The organism is Mycobacterium sp. NGS64 (genome assembly GCF_059812245.1).
Genome location: NZ_JCALCI010000005.1, coordinates 187,879 through 206,708 on the forward strand (window position 1 = coordinate 187,879; position 18,830 = coordinate 206,708).

General features: G+C 69.1%; 17 protein-coding genes. 9 read left to right on the top strand and 8 right to left on the bottom strand.

The genetic code is table 11. From position 1 onward, the window contains the following. Nucleotides 1–83: 83 nt before the first annotated feature. Nucleotides 84–1,508 (bottom strand): FAD-dependent oxidoreductase, encoded by a 1,425-nt coding sequence (locus AC5Y4S_RS22370; protein WP_500034801.1) that lies wholly within the window; start codon nt 1,506–1,508, stop codon nt 84–86. Between the two features lie 170 nt (nt 1,509–1,678). Here AC5Y4S_RS22370 and AC5Y4S_RS22375 point away from each other — a divergent pair, with 170 nt between their 5' ends. Together AC5Y4S_RS22375 and AC5Y4S_RS22380 are read left to right on the top strand one after the other, a co-directional pair. Further along, on the top strand, nt 1,679–4,291 hold the full coding sequence (locus AC5Y4S_RS22375; protein ID WP_500034802.1) for a LuxR C-terminal-related transcriptional regulator: 2,613 nt from the start codon (nt 1,679–1,681) through the stop codon (nt 4,289–4,291). Nucleotides 4,292–4,403: 112 nt separating this feature from the next. After that, nucleotides 4,404–4,715 carry a DUF3303 domain-containing protein gene (locus tag AC5Y4S_RS22380; protein ID WP_500034803.1) on the top strand — a complete coding sequence of 104 codons (312 nt, stop codon included), beginning with the start codon at nt 4,404–4,406 and terminating at the stop codon, nt 4,713–4,715. A 10-nt stretch (nt 4,716–4,725) separates the two neighbouring features. On the opposite strand, the gene AC5Y4S_RS22385 is transcribed toward AC5Y4S_RS22380, so the two are convergent. The 3 genes from AC5Y4S_RS22385 to AC5Y4S_RS22395 are packed head-to-tail and all read right to left on the bottom strand — an operon-like array spanning nt 4,726 to nt 7,668. Next, on the bottom strand, nt 4,726–5,967 hold the full coding sequence (locus tag AC5Y4S_RS22385) for an SLC13 family permease (RefSeq protein WP_500034804.1): 1,242 nt from the start codon (nt 5,965–5,967) through the stop codon (nt 4,726–4,728). Nucleotides 5,968–5,989: 22 nt separating this feature from the next. Continuing rightward, on the bottom strand, nt 5,990–6,910 hold the full coding sequence (locus AC5Y4S_RS22390; protein ID WP_500034805.1) for an MBL fold metallo-hydrolase: 921 nt from the start codon (nt 6,908–6,910) through the stop codon (nt 5,990–5,992). After that, a complete protein-coding gene (locus AC5Y4S_RS22395) occupies nt 6,910–7,668 on the bottom strand; it encodes a LamB/YcsF family protein (RefSeq protein ID WP_500034806.1) in 759 nt (252 codons plus the stop codon). Before AC5Y4S_RS22395 ends, AC5Y4S_RS22390 begins: the two co-directional genes overlap by 1 nt. A 143-nt stretch (nt 7,669–7,811) precedes the next feature. On the opposite strand from AC5Y4S_RS22395, the gene AC5Y4S_RS22400 reads away from it, so the two are divergent. Next, entirely contained in the window at nt 7,812–8,891 is a 1,080-nt protein-coding gene (locus AC5Y4S_RS22400; protein WP_500034807.1) for an Rv3575c family transcriptional regulator, read from the top strand. Here AC5Y4S_RS22400 and kstR read toward each other — a convergent pair. After that, nucleotides 8,888–9,487, bottom strand: coding sequence for a cholesterol catabolism transcriptional regulator KstR (kstR, locus tag AC5Y4S_RS22405; protein ID WP_500035004.1), 600 nt, complete (start codon nt 9,485–9,487; stop codon nt 8,888–8,890). The genes AC5Y4S_RS22400 and kstR overlap by 4 nt on opposite strands. Nucleotides 9,488–9,767: 280 nt before the next feature. On the opposite strand from kstR, the gene AC5Y4S_RS22410 reads away from it, so the two are divergent. After that, nucleotides 9,768–11,879, top strand: coding sequence for an acyl-CoA dehydrogenase family protein (locus AC5Y4S_RS22410; protein WP_500034808.1), 2,112 nt, complete (start codon nt 9,768–9,770; stop codon nt 11,877–11,879). Between the two features lie 65 nt (nt 11,880–11,944). Here AC5Y4S_RS22410 and AC5Y4S_RS22415 read toward each other — a convergent pair whose 3' ends face one another. Both AC5Y4S_RS22415 and AC5Y4S_RS22420 read right to left on the bottom strand, forming a co-directional pair. Beyond that, on the bottom strand, nt 11,945–12,478 hold the full coding sequence (locus AC5Y4S_RS22415) for a hypothetical protein (protein ID WP_500034809.1): 534 nt from the start codon (nt 12,476–12,478) through the stop codon (nt 11,945–11,947). A 28-nt stretch (nt 12,479–12,506) separates the two neighbouring features. Further along, on the bottom strand, nt 12,507–13,589 hold the full coding sequence (locus AC5Y4S_RS22420) for a 2Fe-2S iron-sulfur cluster-binding protein (RefSeq protein ID WP_500034810.1): 1,083 nt from the start codon (nt 13,587–13,589) through the stop codon (nt 12,507–12,509). 148 nt (nt 13,590–13,737) lie between these two features. Between AC5Y4S_RS22420 and hsaA the strand changes: the two genes are divergently transcribed. The 5 genes from hsaA to AC5Y4S_RS22445 all read left to right on the top strand — a co-directional run bounded on the left by hsaA (nt 13,738) and on the right by AC5Y4S_RS22445 (nt 18,227). Further along, the gene (gene hsaA / locus AC5Y4S_RS22425; protein WP_500034811.1) at nt 13,738–14,922 is read left to right on the top strand and encodes a 3-hydroxy-9,10-secoandrosta-1,3,5(10)-triene-9,17-dione monooxygenase oxygenase subunit; all 1,185 of its coding nucleotides are present in this window, start codon (nt 13,738–13,740) and stop codon (nt 14,920–14,922) included. Then, nucleotides 14,922–15,800 (top strand): 4,5:9,10-diseco-3-hydroxy-5,9,17-trioxoandrosta-1(10),2-diene-4-oate hydrolase, encoded by an 879-nt coding sequence (gene hsaD / locus AC5Y4S_RS22430; RefSeq protein ID WP_500034812.1) that lies wholly within the window; start codon nt 14,922–14,924, stop codon nt 15,798–15,800. The genes hsaA and hsaD overlap by 1 nt, the downstream gene beginning before the upstream one ends. Then, nucleotides 15,797–16,699 carry an iron-dependent extradiol dioxygenase HsaC gene (gene hsaC, locus AC5Y4S_RS22435; protein ID WP_500034813.1) on the top strand — a complete coding sequence of 301 codons (903 nt, stop codon included), beginning with the start codon at nt 15,797–15,799 and terminating at the stop codon, nt 16,697–16,699. Before hsaD ends, hsaC begins: the two co-directional genes overlap by 4 nt. 12 nt (nt 16,700–16,711) lie before the next feature. Further along, the gene (gene hsaB, locus AC5Y4S_RS22440; RefSeq protein WP_067153275.1) at nt 16,712–17,275 is read left to right on the top strand and encodes a 3-hydroxy-9,10-secoandrosta-1,3,5(10)-triene-9,17-dione monooxygenase reductase subunit; all 564 of its coding nucleotides are present in this window, start codon (nt 16,712–16,714) and stop codon (nt 17,273–17,275) included. 121 nt (nt 17,276–17,396) lie between these two features. Next, complete coding sequence (locus tag AC5Y4S_RS22445; RefSeq protein WP_500034814.1) at nt 17,397–18,227, top strand: CHAD domain-containing protein; 831 nt, start codon at nt 17,397–17,399, stop codon at nt 18,225–18,227. Between the two features lie 63 nt (nt 18,228–18,290). On the opposite strand, the gene AC5Y4S_RS22450 is transcribed toward AC5Y4S_RS22445, so the two are convergent. Further along, on the bottom strand, nt 18,291–18,734 hold the full coding sequence (locus AC5Y4S_RS22450) for a hypothetical protein (RefSeq protein WP_500034815.1): 444 nt from the start codon (nt 18,732–18,734) through the stop codon (nt 18,291–18,293). Nucleotides 18,735–18,830: the final 96 nt, after the last annotated feature.

Genomic DNA, 18,830 nt, shown 5'->3' on the forward strand with positions numbered 1-18,830 from the left:
AATAGTTCTCGCCATCTTGCGATAACGATCTCTGAATTCGGTATAGGTCGCGTCGTCGCCGTGAGCGCGGGCCGATAGGGCGCTCACCAGGCGAGGATGGTGTTATCGGCGTCATCCGTCGGGCTGTCGGGGCGCGCTTCGGCCAGAACGCTGACGGCGCCGTCCCGCTGTTCGGCCGCCCGTCGGCGGGCGCGTACGGCGCGCCAGATCATCGCGGGGCGAAGCAGCTTCGTCGCGGGGTCGACCAGCGAGGTCACCCTGACGAACTGATCCACCACGGCGACGTCGGTCTCCGCCGCCTTCAAAACGCGATCCAGGTACCCGTTCAGCAGCCGCGCGGACAGCGGTGGGGTGCCCTCGATCTCGGGAAGCGCAAGGTCGGGGTTGGTTGACAGCTGCCAGGCCTGGCGGATCGGCACCGCCGCCGCGCTAAAGAAGCGCCGCGCCAAATCCTCGGTGCCGCTTGACAAGCAGTCATGCAGCGCCAGCGCCTCGAGTGCGGCCACGGTCATGCCCTGGCCGTAGACCGGATTGAAGCTGCACACCGCGTCGCCGGTGACCAGCAGGCCCTCCGGGAAGCGGCGCAATTTGTCGTAACGACGCCATTGGCTGCACGGCATCTTGTGGCGCACCGGCTCGCCGATCGGTTCGGCTCGCCGCACCGCATCGAGCAAGTGGGCGGGTGCGCAATCGGCCACGAAATCGCACATCGCCGCAAGGTCGCCGCCGGGCTCTTGACCCGCGATGCCGATCACCGTGAAGATCCACGTGTCGTTCTCGCAGTGCAGCAAGCCGACGCCTCTGGGGGTGCCCGGCACGATGCCGACCAGGAAACCCAGTTCGTGCGGCGTATCCGCGGCCATCCGCAGCCGCTGGCTCGCGTAGGTCAAGTGCACCACCACACGATCCTCGGACGGGCGGTCGTATCCCAGACCGTCCAGCCACCCCGGCGTGTGCGCGGCGCGGCCGGTGGCGTCGACCACCAAATCGGCCTTCAGCACGGCGCATTCGCCGGTGCGGCGGCTGACCACCCGCGCCCCGGTGACGCGCCGGTGATCTGGCGTCGCGGTCAGGCCGACGATGTTGTGCTCGTCCAGCACTACGACGTTGGGGATCTCGCGCACCCGCCGACGGACGTGACCCTCCACGAAGGGCCGCGTCGCGCAGTAGGCCGTAAAAGACGTGGCGCTACCGCTTTGCGCCAACAGGTGCCCGCCTACGTTGTAGTGGAGCCGCGACAGATCGCGCCCGTCGAAGTACTGCGCGCCGTCGAGAACCAACTCGTCGAGCACGCCGGGGAAGAATTCCTCGATCACCTGGGCGCCGCGGGGCAACAGGGCGTGCAGGTGCCGCCCCTGGGGAACGCCCCGTCGACCGGCGTCGTCATCGGGCAGCGGGTCGCGCTCCACCACCGTCACCGTGTCGAAGAAATCGGCGAGCGACCGCGCGGTCAGCAGACCGGCCATGCTCGCTCCCAGTACCACCGCGTTACTGCCGATCTTGATCATGCTTACCGCCTTCGCCGATCCGCCAGCTGATGAAAGCGATGCTCACAGCAAACCGTGGGGGCCGATAGCGTAGTCGGCTACGCAACTTCGCCGCCGGCATCGCCGATCTGGCACCGAAACGCGGGTGAAATGGCCTGTTAGGCGTCCAGACAACCGGTTATAGTCGCCGAGTGATCAGCGGTAAAACGCTGACCGGCCGCGACAGCGAACTTGCGCTCGTCCGTCGCGCCCTGGGCGGGGCTGGCAACCACTCCGGCGTATTGATCGCCGGAGCGGCCGGTGTGGGCAAAACCTGGCTGGCCCGCGAAGCGCTGCGGCGCGCCGAGGCTTCCGGTGAGCGCACGCAGTGGATCGTCGGCACCGAATCCGCGCGCGCTCTGCCGCTTGGGGCGTTTATCGGCCTGCTGGGTGAGGCGATGTCGGATCCGCTGACCAACGTGCGGCGGGTGATCAATTCATTTGTCGCACAACAGCGGCGCGGTCGCGTCGTGGTGGGGGTTGACGACGCGCACCTGCTGGACGGCCTGTCCGCCCTGGTCGTCCACGAGCTGGCGCAGTCGGGCGGGGTGCGGCTGGTGGTCACGATCCGCACCGGCAGTGACGAACCGGATGCCGTGACGGCGTTGTGGAAGGAGGGATTGCTGGCTCGCCTGGATCTCGAACCGCTTTCGGCCGCGGCCACGCGCGAGGTGATCGAGAGCACGCTGGGCGGTCCCATCGACGCGCGGTGCGCGGCCCGGTTCCGGAAGCTGACCGGCGGAAACACGCTGTTCCTCCGGCAGTTGCTGTCCGATCAGGTCGCGGCGGGCCAGATGCGGCAGGTCGCCGGCGTGTGGATATGGGACGGCGACGTCGCGGTGTCGCCGAGCCTGTCCGACACGGTCGGCCGCCAGCTGGATCGGCTCAGCCCCAAGCCTGCGCTGGTCGTCGACATGCTGTCTCAGTGCGAGCCACTCGCGGTCGATGTGCTGTGCGACTTGGTGCCCCGCCGGGACCTGGCGGTCGCCGAAAGCATGGGCCTGGTGAGCGTCGAACGCACGGCCGGCGGGTTGATGGCCCGGCTGGCGCATCCCCTGTTCGGCGAGCTGCGCCGCGCGAGCGCCGGCGAGATGTACTTGTCGTCGCTCCGGGGCAAGCTCGCTTGCCGGCTGGCCAAAAACGCCGACACTGACATGCAGGCCACCGTTCGCCGCGCGCTGCTGCACCTCGAATCGGATCTCGAGCCCGAACCCGAGCTGTATCTGGAAGCGGCGCGGCACGCCATGACGCTGCTGGATCTGGATCTGGCCGACCGGTTCGCGACGGCCGCCGCGCGGGCCGGGGCGACCGGGGCGGCCGGCGTGCGGGCGATGAACCTGGTGCTGCTCGGACACGGCGAGCAGGCCGAGGCGGCGCTGCGCGATTTGGTCGACGGCCCCGATGGTCACCACTGGGCGACGATCCGGGCGATCAACCTGATGTTCATGCTCGGCAAGCCCGCCGACGCGTCGGTGATCCTCGATGGCCTTGCCGCGGGCCCGGAGACCGAGGCGCAGGTGGCCGAGCGCCTGGCGGTGCAGGCCTGCCTGGACGCGATATCGGCGCGCTGCCGGATCGCGTCCGAAAGAGCAAGGGAGGCCTTGGCTTTCGGCGACCTGCCGGACCTGCACGCCTTGCTGGCCGCGCTCGCGTTGATCATGGCGATGGGGGCGCTGGGTGAGGTCGAGGACCTGTCCGTCGTCGCCGAGCAGGCGCTGCGGCGCGCGACCACGTCGTTTCAGGCGTCCCATCTGCGGTTCTGGTTCGGCGGCGTGTATGGCCGGGCCTGCCGTCTGACTGGGCGCATCGACGAATTCGTCAGCGCGGCAAAGCGATTGGCCGACTCGGCCCGGGACGTGCCCGGCCTTGCCTACGCGAACCTGGCCTTCCTGCTCGGCAATGCCGAGCTCGTCCGTGGCGCCGTCGCCGACGCGGCCCGCCTGTTGCACGAAGCGGCTGCGGGAGTGCAAATACACTCCGTCACAACAGGTCTGCGTCCAGCGAGCTATTTCTCGCTGGCCGAGGCGCACGCCAAACTCGGCCAGGCCGCCGAAGCCAACGACGCGGTGGCGGCGGCGCGTGCGGCGGTGCCGCCCGACTACCTGTTCATGCACACCGGCCTGTCGCTGGCAGGCGGGTGGGCGATGGCGGCGAACGGCCAGCTGAGCGAGGCCGTGGCCAGCGCACGGGAAGCGGCACAACTTGCCCGCGACCGCGGCCAGCCCACCCACGAGTTGGCGTGTATCCAGGCCGCGGCGCAGTGGGGCGACGCGCTTGGGGCGGCCCGCGCGGCGGAGCTGGCCGAGGCACTGTCGCTGCCGCTAGCCGACGCGATTGCATTGCATGCGAAGGCTCTGCTCGGCGGCGACGGCGAGGGCCTGCTGGCGGCCTCGGCGGCCTACCGGGCAATCGGTGACAAGGCGGTGGCCGCCGACGCCGCGGCGCAGGCCTCCGTCGCATTCGCCGGAAGCCAGCAGCACAAGCGCGCGCTGTATGCCGCGGCGCTGGCGAGGGAACTGGCCGACGAATGCGGCGGCCTTTGCACACCGGCCCTGCGAACCCCGGAGGGAATCAAGCTGTCGGGTCGCCAGCGCGACGTCGTCGAACTCGTCGTCGCCGGTCTGTCCAACCGCCAGATCGCCGAGAAGCTGGTGATGTCGGTGCGCACCGTGGAGGGCCACATCTACCGGGCCTGCCAGCGGGTGGGGGCCCAGTCGCGCGAGGAGCTGGCCTCGATCGTGCGATCGGGACCGGGCGGCGGGTAGCCCCGACGCGCCGCGACTGAAATTCGAGTACTCGGCTACTCATTCGCGCGCGTCACGTCGGCCGTAGCGTGCCTGCAGAGCCCAGTTGGCCCGACCATAAGAGGAGTGAGCGATGAAGTACGTAGTGTCTTGGACTTACCGCCTGAACGGCACGGCCGCGGAGAACGACGAAAGCTTGCGGCGGGGGTTGGCCGCCTACGCGAAGTGGTCGCCGCCGCAGAGCACCACGTATCACCAGTTCGTCGGCCGCGTCGACGGCAGTGGCGGATTCGCCGTGGTCGAGACCGACAATCCGGCCGACTTGGTCGAGACCACAAGCCAATTCGCCACCATCCTGGATTACCAGATCTATCCCGTCCTCGACATCGCCGAGGCCGCGCAGGCGCTGCAGCAGGGCGTAGCGTTCAGGGAGGCGGTCGGCTGAACCACGCGCCTCACACGCCCAGCAGCCGCGTAGACGCCCACAGCGCGACCACGGCGACCACCAACGCGGGGGGCACCGTGCACAACCCGAGGCGGGTGTACTCGCCGACACCGGCATCGACGTCGTGCCTGCGAAGCACGCGGCGCCACAACAGGTTCGACAGCGAACCCACATAGGTCAGGTTGGGGCCGACGTTCACCCCGATCAGCACCGCCAGAATCGCCACCGGACCGCCGGGCGCGACCAGCGGGAGCAGCACCAGCGTGGCGGGCAGGTTGTTGACGACGTTGGCCAGCACGGCGGCAATCGCGGCGATCGCGAGCAGCGCGGGCAGTGTCGAACCGGACGGCAGCACGGCGGACATGGCCCTGTCCATACCGTTGAGCATGACCGCCCGGACCACGACTCCCAGCGCCAGCACGAACACAAGGAACGAGACGTGCGCCGAGCGCGCGATCTCGGCCACGGAGGTCCGCCGGCGGCTCAGGCTGCGCACCGCGAGCACCGCCGCACCCGCGAGCGCCACCCACGCGGGGGCGACCCCGACGGACTGGCCGACCGCGAACCCGGCCAGGGTCAGCCCCACGACCACCAAAACGAACACCGGCGGCCGCGGCGCCGGGCCGATTTCCTCGGCGTCGGGCTGCACGCGCAGGTCGCCGGCGAAAAACCAGCGAAAGATCGCGTAGATCACCGCCACCGCGCCCAGCCACGGCAACGCCATCAGCACCGTGAACCGGGTGAAGGAGAGGTCCGCGGTGTGGAACGCCAGCAGGTTGGTCAGGTTCGAGACCGGCAGCAGCAGTGAGGCGCCGTTGGCCAGGTGGGCGGTGGCATAGGCGTAGGGCCGCGGCGGGGTGCGCAGCCGGCGGACTGCGGCCAGGACCACCGGGGTCAGCAGCACCACGGCGGCGTCCAGGCTCAGCACGGCGGTGATCAGGGAGGCGACGACGAACACCCGCCGCAGCAGGCCGCCCGACGAGACGCGCCCCCGCGCGATCGCCGCGCCCGCCGCTTCGAACAGCCCCTCGTCGTCGCACAGCTTGGCCAGCACCAGGACCGCGCCCAGGAAGGCGACCACTCCCGACAGTCCGGCCACCTCTTGGGCCGCCTGACGCACCGATATCGCGCCGACCGCGATCACGATGAGCGCCGCCGGAACCGCCGCCACCGCCTCCGGCCAACCCCTCGGGCGGACGACCGCGAACACGAGCACGGCAGCAAGCAACAACAGAGCGGCGGTCAGTCCCATCAAATTCCTGGCCTAAACCGCTTCACGCCCACGGGTTTTCGCGTCGCCACACGGTCGGCATGTGCAGCGCGACACCGTCGCTCGCCGCCAGCTCGTCCAGGACCCCGATCGACACGTCCAGGTCGTCGCCCGCATACGGCAAGGCCCGCAACGGCTTTGACAGCGGGCTGAAGAAGTCGTCCCAATGGATCAGGACCACCCGGCGTGCCCCCACGGCGCGCACGGTCTCAGTCCAGTACTCGAGGATGTAGGAACGTGGCCGCAGGCCCAGCTGTCCGACGGACAGATAGACGGCTTCGGCGCGCCGGCCGTCCAGCGCACCCTTGACGAAACCGGCGCTGCCCTGGATCAGCAGCCGCCGGTCCGACGGTCGATGGTGCACCAGCGTCGACCAGGCCTCACCGCAGCGGTAGGCCGACGCCCGCACCGGTGGGGTCAGCGGCTCGTCGATCGTCCCGGGAAACCGGTCCGGCGGGCAGTGATGGGATTGCACCAGCGTTACGTCGAAGGCGCCCAGGCGAATTGGCTCACCGGGCGTCGCGACGACGATGCGGTCCTCGGGCAGCCCGTATCCGCGGCCGACGTTGGCGGCCGACTCGCCGCCGACCAGCCGCGCGCCGGTGCGGTCGGCGACCAGCGCGGAGTCCAGCACGTGGTCGATGTGGGTGTGCACCGGGATGACCGCCTCCAACCGGGAGACCTTGGCGCGGGCCAGGCAGCCGTCCACGCGCGCCGGTGACGGCGACACCTTGCCGGCGGCCACCCGCGCCAGGCTGGGGCGCGAGAAGTAGCCGTCGGTCAGCAGCGCCGACGACCCGTCGTCGAGCAGCAGCGTCGCCACACCCATCCATGTCGCCGAAAGCGCGGCGTCGGGTCCCGCCAATGTCACGTCGAACCGGTCCGCGTACCGCGCCAGGTCGGGGCGGCCGAGCTTGACCCGCATCAGCAGAACGCCCCGATCTCGGCGCCGGCCGCCTCCAGTCGATCGCGCACCGCCGTCGCGATCCGCACCGCGCCGGGCGAATCACCATGCACGCAAACCGATTCCACGTTGACGCTGATCTGCGTGCCGTCGGCCGCGGTGACCCGCCCCGAGGTCACCATGGCCAGCACGCGCTCGGCGATCGCCGCCGGATCGTCCAGCACCGCGCCGGGTTCGCGACGCGAGACCAATTGGCCGTCGGGCCGGTAGGCGCGGTCCGCGAACGCCTCGGCCACCGTGCGTAGGCCAAGCCGGTCGGCCTCCTCGAAAAACGCCGAACCCGCCATGCCGAGCACCGGCAGCGCCGGGTCCACCCGGTGCACCGCCGCCGCGACAGCCGCCGCCTGTTCTCGGTTGGTCACGATCGTGTTGTACAGCGCGCCATGGGGTTTGACGTAGGACACCGCCGAGCCGGACGCCCGCGCGATCGCCTGCAACGCGCCGATCTGATACACCACGTCGGCGACCAGGTCGTCGGGGGCGACGTCGATGAAGCGTCGGCCGAACCCGGCCAGGTCGCGGTAGCTCACCTGAGCGCCGATGCGCACGCCGCGCTCGGCGGCCGACCGGCAGACCCGCAACAGGCCGGCGGGGTCCCCGGCATGAAATCCGCATGCCACGTTGGCGCTGCTGACGATCCCCAGCATGGCGTCGTCGTCGCCCAGGCGCCAGACGCCAAAGCTTTCGCCCAGGTCGGCGTTGAGGTCGATAGCGGCCACCCGCCCAGCTTATGGGGGCGCTAAGCGGGGGCCTCGCGGCGCCGCCGAGTAGCCAAGAAAACAGGTGAAAATCGTTTCCGTTAGAAAGTGGCGCAGCGCCGCCTCGTGTGCGCCGACGGCGAACCGCTGTAGCGTCACCCAGCGTGAGTCCCACTCCGCGTCGGCGTGCGACTCTGGCGTCCTTGGCCGACGAACTGAAGGTTTCGCGCACGACGATCTCGAACGCCTTCAACCGGCCGGATCAGCTGTCCGCCGACCTACGTGAACGGGTGCTCGCGACGGCCAAGCGGCTGGGTTATGCGGGACCCGACCCGGTGGCGCGGTCGCTACGGACCCGCAAGGCCGGCGCGGTGGGCCTGGTGATGGCCGAACCGTTGACCTATTTCTTCTCCGACCCGGCGGCGCGGGATTTCGTCGCGGGCGTCGCGCAGTCGTGCGAGGAACTCGGTCAGGGCCTGCTGCTGGTCGCCGTCGGCGCGAGCCGCAGCCTCGAGGACGGCACCGCCGCGGTGCTGGGGGCCGGGGTCGACGGCTTCGTGGTGTATTCGGCCTGCAACGACGACCCCTACCTGGAGGTGGTGCTGCAGCGGCGCGTGCCCGTCGTGGTGGTCGACCAACCCAAGGGCCTGGCCGGAGTGTCCCGGGTGGGCATCGACGACCGAGCGGCCATGCGCGAGCTGGCCGACTACGTGCTCGGGCTCGGACACCGCGAGATCGGTTTGCTGACCATGCGGCTGGGCCGGGAGCGCCGGCAGGGCCTGGTGGACGCCGACCGGTTGCGGTCACCGGCCTTCGACGTGCAACGCGAACGCATCGTCGGCGTGTGGGAGGCGATGACCGCCGCCGGCGTCGACCCGGATTCGCTGACCGTCGTGGAAAGCTACGAGCACCTACCCGAATCGGGAGGCGCCGCCGCCAAGGCGGCGCTGGAGGCCAACCCGCGGATCACGGCGCTGATGTGTACCGCTGACATACTCGCGCTGTCGGCGATGGATTACCTTCGCGCCCATGGCATTTACGTGCCCGGCCAGATGAGTGTCACCGGATTCGACGGCGTGCCCGAGGCGATCGGGCGAGGCTTGACCACCGTGGCGCAGCCCAGCTTGCAGAAGGGCCATCGGGCGGGCGAACTGCTGATGAAGCCGCCACGCACGGGCCTGCCGGTCGTCGAACTCCTGGACACCGAGCTGATCCGGGGCCGCACCGCCGGACCGCCGGCCTAGCTGGACTGGTGTTCGCCCAGCAGCAACCGCACGGCCAGGTCCAGCCGTTTGCTGACATCGGTTGCCGAGGCGCGGCGGGTGAGCCACGCGAGCAGGTTGGACAGCCACACGTCCGAGATCACCCGGGCGATGTGGTACTGGTCCTCGGTCGGTTCGCCGTCGGACATCGCCCGCGCGAACATGCTGTCGATGAGCTTCTCGACCTGGTCGACCTCGCTGGCCGCGGAGGCGTCGGCGAAGACGTAGGCGCGCGTCATGGCCTCGGTGAGCAGCGGGTTGCGCTGCATCGCGCGGTTGAGCTTGCCGACCATGAAGTTCAGCCGCTGAAACGGGGTGCCCCCGGCGACGGCGGAGCGGTCGGTTTTCGCGTCGATGCGGCTGAACTCCCGGCCCAGGGCCGACACCAGCAAGTGCACCTTCGACGGGAAATACCGGTACAGCGTGCCCACCGCCACGTCGGCCCGGTCGGCCACGGCGCGCATCTGGACCGCCTCGTAGCCGCCCTTGGACGCGATGGCCATGGTGGCGTCCAGGATGCGCTTGCGGCGTTCCCGTTGCGCCTCCGAGCCGAGCTCGGACTCGGCGAGGACCGCCACGTTCATGACCTCGCGTGGCTGCGAGTCAGGCACGTCGGCCGCGTTCGGGTTGGCTGACGACATTTGAGGGCGTGCTCCTTCTCGGGGTGGCTCGTTCGCAAACGATACGCATGCTGGGCGTAAATTTCCCACCTCCCCGCAGCAGGGACAACGACGTGTACTGCTGTAATGGCGTTCGACTTGACGCTCGATCGCTGGCACTATTAGAACACGTTCTAGTGGGCTTTCAAGTAGTCAGAGTGCCCCGTCATCCCGAACCAAGCACGCGGAGGACCAGAGGGTGGTAGCGACCGTCACCGACGAGCAGTTCGCCGCGCGTGCGCTGGTGCGCGACTGGGCGCGAAGCTCGTGTTCGAGTGAGGCCGTACGCGAGGTCGAGCAGGGCAACCCCGACGCGTGGCGGCCGGTCTTCGCGGGCCTGGCCGACCTGGGGCTGTTCGGGGTCGCGATCCCGGAGGATCGCGGCGGGGCGGGCGGCAGCATCGAGGATCTGTGCGCGATGGTCGAGGAAGCGGCCAAGGCGCTGGTCGCCGGGCCGGTTGCCACTACCGCCCTGGCCGCCCTTGTCGTCGAGGAGCCCGAATTGCTGGCCGCCCTGGCGGCGGGGGAGCGGTTCGCCGGGTTGGCGCTGGAAGGCGAGGTGCGGTTCGACAGCCAGACGTCACGCGCGTCGGGCACGCTGCCGTGGGCGCTGGGCGCCGCGGAAGGCGCCGTCGTGCTCCTGCCCGCCGACGGGAAGTGGCTGCTCGTCGACACCGGCGACGAGGGTGTGCAGGTCGAGCCGCTGCCGGCCGCCGACTTCTCCCGGCCGCTGGCCCGGGTGGTGCTGACGTCGGCGCCGGTCACGGTCGTCGCGGATTCGGCGCAACGGGTCGAGGAGCTGGCCGCGACCGTCCTGGCGGCCGAGGCCGCCGGCATCACTCGGTGGTCGCTGGACACCGCGGTGGCCTACGCCAAGGTGCGCGAGCAGTTCGGCAAGCCGATCGGCAGCTTCCAGGCCGTCAAGCACCTGTGTGCGGAGATGCTGTGCCGCGCCGAGCAGGCCGAGGTGGTGGCCGCCGACGCCGCCCGGGCCGCCGCCGAGGCCGATCCGGCCCAGTTCTCGATCGCCGCGGCCCTGGCCGCGAGCACCGGCATCGCCGCTGCGAAGGCCAACGTCAAGGACTGCATTCAGGTGCTCGGCGGCATCGGCTGCACCTGGGAGCACGACGCGCACCTGTACCTGCGCCGGGCGCATGCCATCGGGCGGTTCTTGGGTGGCGCCGAGCGTTGGTTGCGCCGCATCACCGAGCTGACGCAGGCGGGGGTGCGACGCCGCCTGGGAATCGATCTCTCCGAGGTCGAGGGGCTGCGACCCGAGATCGCAGCGGCCGTCGCCGAGGTCGCCGCGCTGCCCGAAGAAAAGCGGCAGGTGGCATTGGCCGAGGCCGGGCTGCAGGCGCCGCACTGGCCGCCGCCGTACGGACGCGGCGCATCCCCGGCCGAGCAGCTGTTGATCGACCAGGAGATGGCGGCGGCCGGCGTGGTGCGCCCCGACCTGGTGATCGGCTGGTGGGCGGCGCCCACCATTCTCGAGCACGGCACACCCGAACAGGTCGAGCGCTTTGTGCCGGCCACCCTGCGCGGCGAATTCCTTTGGTGCCAACTGTTTTCCGAGCCGGGGGCCGGCTCCGATCTGGCGTCGCTGCGCACCAAGGCGGTGCGTGGCGAGGGCGGCTGGCTGCTCACCGGGCAGAAGGTGTGGACGTCCGCCGCGCACAAGGCGCGGTGGGGTGTGTGCCTGGCGCGCACCGACCCCGACGCTCCGAAACACAAGGGCATCACCTACTTCCTGGTGGACATGAAATCGCCGGGCCTCGAGATCCGGCCGCTGCGTGAGATCACCGGCGACTCGCTGTTCAACGAGGTATTCCTGGACAACGTGTTCGTCCCCGACGAGATGGTGGTCGGCGCGGTGAACGACGGCTGGCGGCTGGCCCGCACCACCCTGGCCAACGAGCGGATCGCGATGGCCTCCGGAACCGCGCTGGGCAACCCGATGGAAGAACTGCTCAGGGTGCTGGCGGAGATCGACCTGGACGTGTCGCAGCAAGACCGGCTGGGACGGTTGATCGTCACGGCCCAGACGGGCGCGCTGCTGGACCAGCGCATCGCCCAGCTCGCCGTCGGCGGCCAGGACCCCGGCGCGCAGTCCAGCGTGCGCAAGCTCATCGGCGTCCGCTACCGGCAGGCGTTGGCCGAATACGCCATGGACGTCGCGGAGGGCGGCGGCCTGGTACGCAACCAAGCGGTCTTCGACTTCCTCAACACCCGCTGCCTCACCATCGCCGGTGGCACCGAGCAGATCCTGCTCACCGTCGCGGCGGAGCGGCTTCTCGGCCTGCCGCGGTAGGTTTCGTCGAGCCTGTAATTCTGGCGGCCCTCATAGCTGCGGATTTACCGGCTCGCGAAACGCTGTCAGGAAAACGTGGTCTGCGCGCAGGTGCTGGGCGAGGTGATGTTGACCCCGCCGTAGACCACCTGGATGTGGGTGCAGAGGATCACGCTGATGTCGGTCTTGGACTGGCCCGTCTGCCAGTCGGCGGAGTCGATGCGGCCGGACGTCTGGTACTTGTCCGGCGGTCCCTCCCCGAAGTAGACGGTGGTGATCTCGTCGGAGCCCATCGCCTTGTGGACCCTTTCGAACTGGCCGTTGGCGTGCGTGTCCAGGTAGGCCATCCGGTTCGGTGAACGTACTTCGGTGGTCTGGCGCGCCCACAAGCCTGGCGGGAACCCGGTCACGCCGTCTGGCGTGCGGGTATCCGCGCCGACGGTGAAGTCGCAGTGGCCGTCGGCCCTGATGCAGTTGAGGAAGGCGTGCGTCTCCAGCTGGTTGGGCCCGTCCAGCGGGAACAGGCTGGTGGCCTCGTTGCTCGCGGCCGACGCGACGGGACTGGGCAGGAACGTCAGCATGGCCCCGACGACCGCAAATCCCGGTAACAGCCGCTTCATCGGCGCCCCCTTCCGGTTCGCTACGCGCCTATTCGTCGTAGGTGACTTCTACCGAATCAGATTCGGGGTGAGATTGACAGGCCAGAATCAGACCGTCGTCGAGGTCCTGCTGTTCCAGGACGTCGTTGACCTCCATGTTGACCTTGCCGCTGCGCAGGGTGCAGGCGCACGCGCCGCAGTGCCCCTCCCGGCACGAAAAGGGGGCGTCGAGACCCTTTGCGAGCAGGACGTCGAGCAGCTTGGCATTGCGCGGCCACGACACGGTGTGTGTCTCGCCGTCCAGCTCCACCACCGCGGTGGCCGGGGGCTGATCTCCCTCGGCGGTGTCCTCGATCTTGACCGCCGCGAACGGATCGGACTCCAGCGACTTGAACACCTCGATATGCACCTGTGCCGCAGGCACTTTCAGCCCCTCCAGCGCGACGCGCGCCGCATCCATGAAAGGGCCTGGCCCACAGATGAATACGGGTCGGTCGGTGTAGGGGGCGGCCAGCTTCGCGAGCGACGTCGCGCCGGGTAGGCCCTGCAGCGATTCCAGCCAGTGCAGAACGGTGAGCCGATCGGGGTACTTGGCCGACAGCTCGCGCAGCGCCTCGGCGAAGATCACCGAGCGATCGTCGCGGTTGGCGTAGAGCAGCGTCACCTGGCCGCTGCCCTCGGCGAGCGCCGACTTGCAGATCGACATGATCGGCGTGATCCCGCTGCCGGCGGCCATCAGCAGGAAGTCGTCGTCAAGGGTCTTGGGCACGAAGTTGCCCGACGGCGCCAGCACGTGGATGCGCATGCCTGCCCGCGCGTGTTCGCACAGCCAGTTGGACGCGTACCCGTCCGCGGTGCGCTTGACCGTGACCGTGAGCGCGTCGTCGGTAAACGGCGAGCTGCACAGCGAGTAGCAGCGCGCCACGGAACCGGTGCGCTCGCTCGGAACCCGCAGCGTCAGGAACTGGCCCGGCGCGTACCGCAGCCGCTCGGGCGGGATGCCCGGATCGCCGGGCGCGTCCGGCACGGCGAACACCAGCGACCGCGCCTCGTCGGTCTCGGCGATCACCTCGGCGATCTGCAGTTCCAGGACGTGGTCACCCAGCGGCTCGTCGGGAATGGCTTCCGTCAAGACCCGTCCCTTCCTTTCCGCACAACTAGAACATGTTACAGAAAAGCGGATATATATCGCTACCAGCCGCAGGAATACCCTGCTCGACACGAATCGGAACGTGTTCTAGTCTTCTGTGTTAAGTCCGTACTCTCGGGAGGCAACGTAAGTGACGTCCATTCAACAGCGTGACGCGCAGTCGGTGTTAAGCGCCATCGATGATCTGCTGCCGCGGATCCGGGAGCGCGCCCAGGCGACGGAGGACCTGCGCCGGCTGCCCGACGAGACGGTCCAGGAGCTCGAGGACATCGGTTTCTTCACCCTGTTGCAGCCCGAGCAGTGGGGTGGTCTGCAGTGCGACCCGACGCTCTTCTACGAGGCCGTGCGCCGGCTGGCGAGCGCGTGCGGCTCGACCGGCTGGGTGAGCTCGATCATCGGCGTGCACAACTGGCACCTGGCGCTGTTCGACCAGCAGGCCCAGGAGGAGGTCTGGGGGGAGGACGCCAAGACGCGGATCTCGTCGTCGTACGCCCCGATGGGCGCCGGCGTCGTCACCGACGGCGGCTACCTGGTGAACGGCTCGTGGAACTGGTCGTCGGGCTGCGACCACGCGACGTGGACGTTCGTCGGCGGCCCGGTCATCAAGGACGGCCGGCCGGTGGACTTCGGCAGCTTCCTCATCCCGCGCAGCGAGTACCGCATCGACGACGTGTGGCACGTCGTCGGACTGAAGGGCACCGGCAGCAACACCCTGGTGGTCAAGGACGTCTTCGTGCCGCGGCACCGGTTCCTGTCTTACAAGGCGATGAACGACGGCACCGCCGGGGGATACCAGAACAACACCGCCCCTGTTTACAAGATGCCTTGGGGCACAATGCATCCCACCACGATCTCGGCGCCGATCGTCGGCATGGCCTACGGTGCGTACGACGCGCACGTCGAGCACCAGGGCAAGCGGGTGCGCGCGGCGTTCGCCGGCGAGAAGGCCAAGGACGACCCGTTCGCCAAGGTCCGCATCGCCGAGGCGGCCAGCGACATCGACGCGGCATGGCGCCAGCTGTCCGGCAACGTCGCCGACGAGTACGCGCTGCTGGCCGCGGGCAAGGAGATCCCGTTCGAGCTGCGGGCCCGCGCGCGCCGCGACCAGGTGCGCGCCACCGGTCGCTCGATCGCCGCGATCGACCGGCTGTTCGAGGCGTCCGGCGCCACCGCGCTCGCCAATGACCAACCGGTGCAACGGTTCTGGCGCGATGCGCACGCCGGCCGGGTGCACGCCGCCAACGACCCCGAGCGCGCCTACGTGATTTTCGGGAACAACGAGTTCGGGTTGCCGCCCGGCGACACGATGGTCTGATGACCACCGCCACGGGGGAGCTCACGTTCGAGTCCACCTCGCGCTTCGCCGAGGTGGACGTCGACGGGCCACTGAAGCTGCACTACCACGAGGCCGGAACCGGCAACGATCAGACAGTGGTGCTGCTGCACGGCGGCGGCCCGGGCGCGTCGAGCTGGACCAACTTCTCACGCAACATCGCGGTGCTGGCCGAGCATTTCCACGTGCTGGCCGTCGATCAGCCCGGCTACGGGCACTCCGACAAACGCGCCGAGCACGGCCAGTTCAACCGTTACGCCGCCCGGGCGCTCAACGGGCTCTTCGACCAGCTGGGCCTGGGACGCGTTCCGCTGGTGGGCAATTCGCTGGGCGGGGGCACCGCGGTGCGGTTCGCCCTCGACTATCCCGACCGCGCCGGGCGGCTGGTGCTGATGGGCCCCGGCGGGTTGAGCGTGAACCTGTTCGCGCCCGACCCCACCGAGGGAGTCAAACGGCTGGGCAAGTTCTCCGTCGAACCCACCCGGGAGAACCTGGAGGCCTTCCTGCGCGTGATGGTCTACGACCAGAAGCTGATCACCCCCGAGTTGGTCGATCAACGCTTCGCGTTGGCCAGTACTCCGGAATCGTTGACCGCGACCCGCGCGATGGGAATGTCGTTCGCCGGGGCCGACTTTGAGCTCGGCATGATGTGGCGCGAGGTGTACCAGCTGCGCCAGCCGGTCCTGCTGATCTGGGGGCGCGAGGACCGGGTCAACCCGCTGGACGGCGCGCTGGTCGCGCTGAAGACGATTCCGCGTGCGCAGCTCCACGTTTTCGGGCAATGTGGGCACTGGGCGCAGGTGGAGAAGTTCGACGAATTCAACAAGCTGACCATTGATTTCCTGGGAGGCGGACGATGAGTATCCGGTCGCTGGGCTATCTGCGCATCGAGGCCACCGACATGGCGGCGTGGCGCGAGTATGGCCTGAAGGTGCTGGGCATGGTCGAGGGTAAGGGCGGCACCGAGGGCGCGCTCTACCTGCGCATGGACGATTTCCCGGCGCGGCTGGTCATCGTGCCCGGGGAGCACGACCGGCTCTCGGAGGCCGGCTTTGAATGCGCCAACGCCGAAGGGCTGCAAGAGATCCGGAATCGGCTCGACGTGGAGGGCACGCCGTATAAGGAGGCCACCGCGGCCGAACTCGCGGACCGCCGGGTGGACGAGATGATCCGCTTCTCCGACCCGTCGGGCAACTGCCTCGAGGTGTTCCACGGCGCCGCGCTGGAGCACCGCCGCGTGGTCAGCCCGTACGGGCACAAGTTCGTTACCGGCGAGCAGGGGCTGGGGCACGTGGTGCTGACCACCCGCGACGACGACGAGACATTGCACTTCTACCGCGACGTGCTGGGTTTCAAGCTGCGCGACTCCATGCGCCTGCCGCCGCAGGTGGTCGGCCGGCCCGCCGACGGGGCGCCGGTCTGGCTGCGTTTCCTGGGCTGCAACCCGCGCCACCACAGCCTCGCCTTCATGCCCGGGCAGACGCCCAGCGGCATCGTGCACCTGATGGTGGAGGTGGAAAATGCCGACGACGTGGGCCTGTGCCTGGACCGGGCGTTGCGCCGCAAGGTGCCGATGTCGGCCACGCTGGGCCGCCACGTCAACGACCTGATGTTGTCGTTCTACATGAAGACGCCCGGCGGGTTCGACGTCGAATTCGGCTGCGAGGGACGGCAAGTGGCGGACGACGACTGGATCGCCCGGGAGAGCACCGCGGTGAGCTTGTGGGGCCACGACTTCACGGTTGGCTTCCGAGCCTAGCCTGAGGCAACCATGTCGGCACAGATCGATCCGCGGGCCTTCCGGCAGGTGCTGGGTCAGTTCTGCACCGGGATCACCATCATCACCACCGTGCACGACGACGTGCCGATCGGCTTCGCCTGCCAGTCCTTCGCGGCGCTGTCCCTGGACCCGCCCCTGGTGCTGTTCTGCCCGACGAAGGTGTCGCGGTCCTGGAAGGCCATCGAGGCCAGCGGCCGATTCTGCGTCAACGTGCTGACCGAAAAGCAGAAGGACGTCTCGGCCCGGTTCGGCTCGAAGGAGCCCGACAAGTTCGCCGGGATCGACTGGCACCCTTCGGAATTGGGTTCGCCGATCATCGACCGGTCGCTGGCCTACATCGATTGCACGGTGGCGTCCGTGCACGACGGCGGGGACCACTTCGTGGTGTTCGGTGCCGTGCAATCGCTCTCGGAGGCTCCCAAGATCAAGCCGCGGCCGCTGCTGTTCTATCGCGGTGACTACACCGGCATCGAGCCGGACAAAACGACGCCCGCCCAATGGCGCGACGACCTGGAAGCGTTCCTCACGACGACCACCCAGGACACCTGGCTCTAGTTTTTTGGCCGCGAGCGTAACCACACTGCGATATTTCGGCCGCGTTTTCGCAGTGTGGTTACGCTCGCGAACTGACAACCCCATGTTTGGCGGACGCCGCCTGGCGGGCATCCGTGGTGATATGCGCTCATCAGCCACCCGAGCGTTGACGGATTATCTCAACGCCCAAATCGACGAGATAGAAAACGGCGACGAGGAGTTGCGCCACGGCGGCGGCGAAGACCCCGTGCACGACACCCGTGTGGCGGTCCGGCGGTTGCGCAGCACCCTGCGCGTCTTCGCCAAACTGCTGGACCGGCAGAGGGTCGGCGACGCCGACGGCGAACTCAAATGGTTCGCGGCGCTACTCGGCGACGTCCGCGATTGCGAGGTCCAGGAGCGTCGCTTCGCCAAGGCGCTGGACGGCATGCCCGACGAGCTGATTCTCGGTCCCGTCCGGTCGCGGATCCGCAACGACCTGCAGGCGATCGAACTCCCCGCCCGCGCCCGGCTCGACGAGGCAATGGACTCCGACCGCTACCGCGCGCTGCTGACCGTGCTGCGCGATTGGCGCTACGAACCGCCCGTCGCGCAACAGATTTCGGCCGGCGCGCTGCGCAAGCAAGCCCGGCGCGCCGAGCGCAAGGCGGATCGGCGGCTTGCCGCGGCGCTCGGATCCGACGACAACGAACTGCTGCATCGAGCGCGCAAGGCCGCCAAGCGCGCCCGCTACGCGGCCGAACTGCGCACTCCCCTGGACAAGCGAGCCAAGCGGACCGTCAAGCACTACAAGCGGATTCAAAGCCTGCTCGGCGACCACCAAGACACCGTCGTCGCCACCCAGACACTTCGGCAGATGGCGTTGGCCGCGGGAACGACCGTGGGGGAGAACGGCTTCAGCTACGGCATGCTATACGCACGCGAACAGCAACTCGCCCGCCAGTGCCGGGAAGACGCCTTACAGCTGGTGTAGACGACCGCGCCCGGTGGCCCGCTGAGGGGGCGGGCCACCGGGACTGGCCGGCCGGCCCGGGGCTTAGGCGCGGTGGTGCCTGGTCGCTTCCGCGTTGGTCTCCCGTGTGTCATGCCGGGCTTCGTCGCGACCCTCGGCGGGCGTTTCATGCGCCTCGGTACGGGTCTGCGGGTCGATGTCCTCGGCGCGCTTCAACTGGTCCTGGAGTTCCTCGCGCGACGCCGCCGCGTCGCTGTGATGGGTGGCCGCGCGTTCCTGCAACCTGGCGGCTTCGGCGGCCTTGGCTTCGGCTTCTGCCTGCGCGGCCCGCGCCTTGGCGGCCGTTTCATCGGCAAGGGCTTGCCGCTTCTCGGCCCTGGTCGTGGTGACCCTGGCCTGTTCGCGAATCTCCTCGGCCTGCCGAACGCGCCGGCGGCGCGCCGCCGCCCTGGCGGCAAAGATCACGGCGGCAATCACGAGAACCGCCGCGACCACGGCGATCACAATCCACATGGTGCTCGTATTCATAGGGGGCTCCGTCGGTTCGTCTGGGTTGCTGCTGCAGCCCGTCCGTACCGGTTCCCCATATTTGACAGGAATAAAACAACCGGGTGTCCGCCGGTA

Coding starts and splice junctions, on each gene's coding strand:
- AC5Y4S_RS22370 (WP_500034801.1), bottom strand. CDS start 1,508: ATGATCAAGATCGGCAGTAACGCGGTGGTACTGGGAGCGAGCATGGCC.
- AC5Y4S_RS22380 (WP_500034803.1), top strand. CDS start 4,404: ATGAAGTACGTAGTGTCTTGGACTTACCGCCTGAACGGCACGGCCGCG.
- AC5Y4S_RS22385 (WP_500034804.1), bottom strand. CDS start 5,967: ATGGGACTGACCGCCGCTCTGTTGTTGCTTGCTGCCGTGCTCGTGTTC.
- AC5Y4S_RS22390 (WP_500034805.1), bottom strand. CDS start 6,910: ATGCGGGTCAAGCTCGGCCGCCCCGACCTGGCGCGGTACGCGGACCGG.
- AC5Y4S_RS22415 (WP_500034809.1), bottom strand. CDS start 12,478: ATGAAGCGGCTGTTACCGGGATTTGCGGTCGTCGGGGCCATGCTGACG.
- hsaD (WP_500034812.1), top strand. CDS start 14,922: ATGACCACCGCCACGGGGGAGCTCACGTTCGAGTCCACCTCGCGCTTC.
- hsaC (WP_500034813.1), top strand. CDS start 15,797: ATGAGTATCCGGTCGCTGGGCTATCTGCGCATCGAGGCCACCGACATG.
- hsaB (WP_067153275.1), top strand. CDS start 16,712: ATGTCGGCACAGATCGATCCGCGGGCCTTCCGGCAGGTGCTGGGTCAG.
- AC5Y4S_RS22445 (WP_500034814.1), top strand. CDS start 17,397: ATGCGCTCATCAGCCACCCGAGCGTTGACGGATTATCTCAACGCCCAA.
- AC5Y4S_RS22450 (WP_500034815.1), bottom strand. CDS start 18,734: ATGAATACGAGCACCATGTGGATTGTGATCGCCGTGGTCGCGGCGGTT.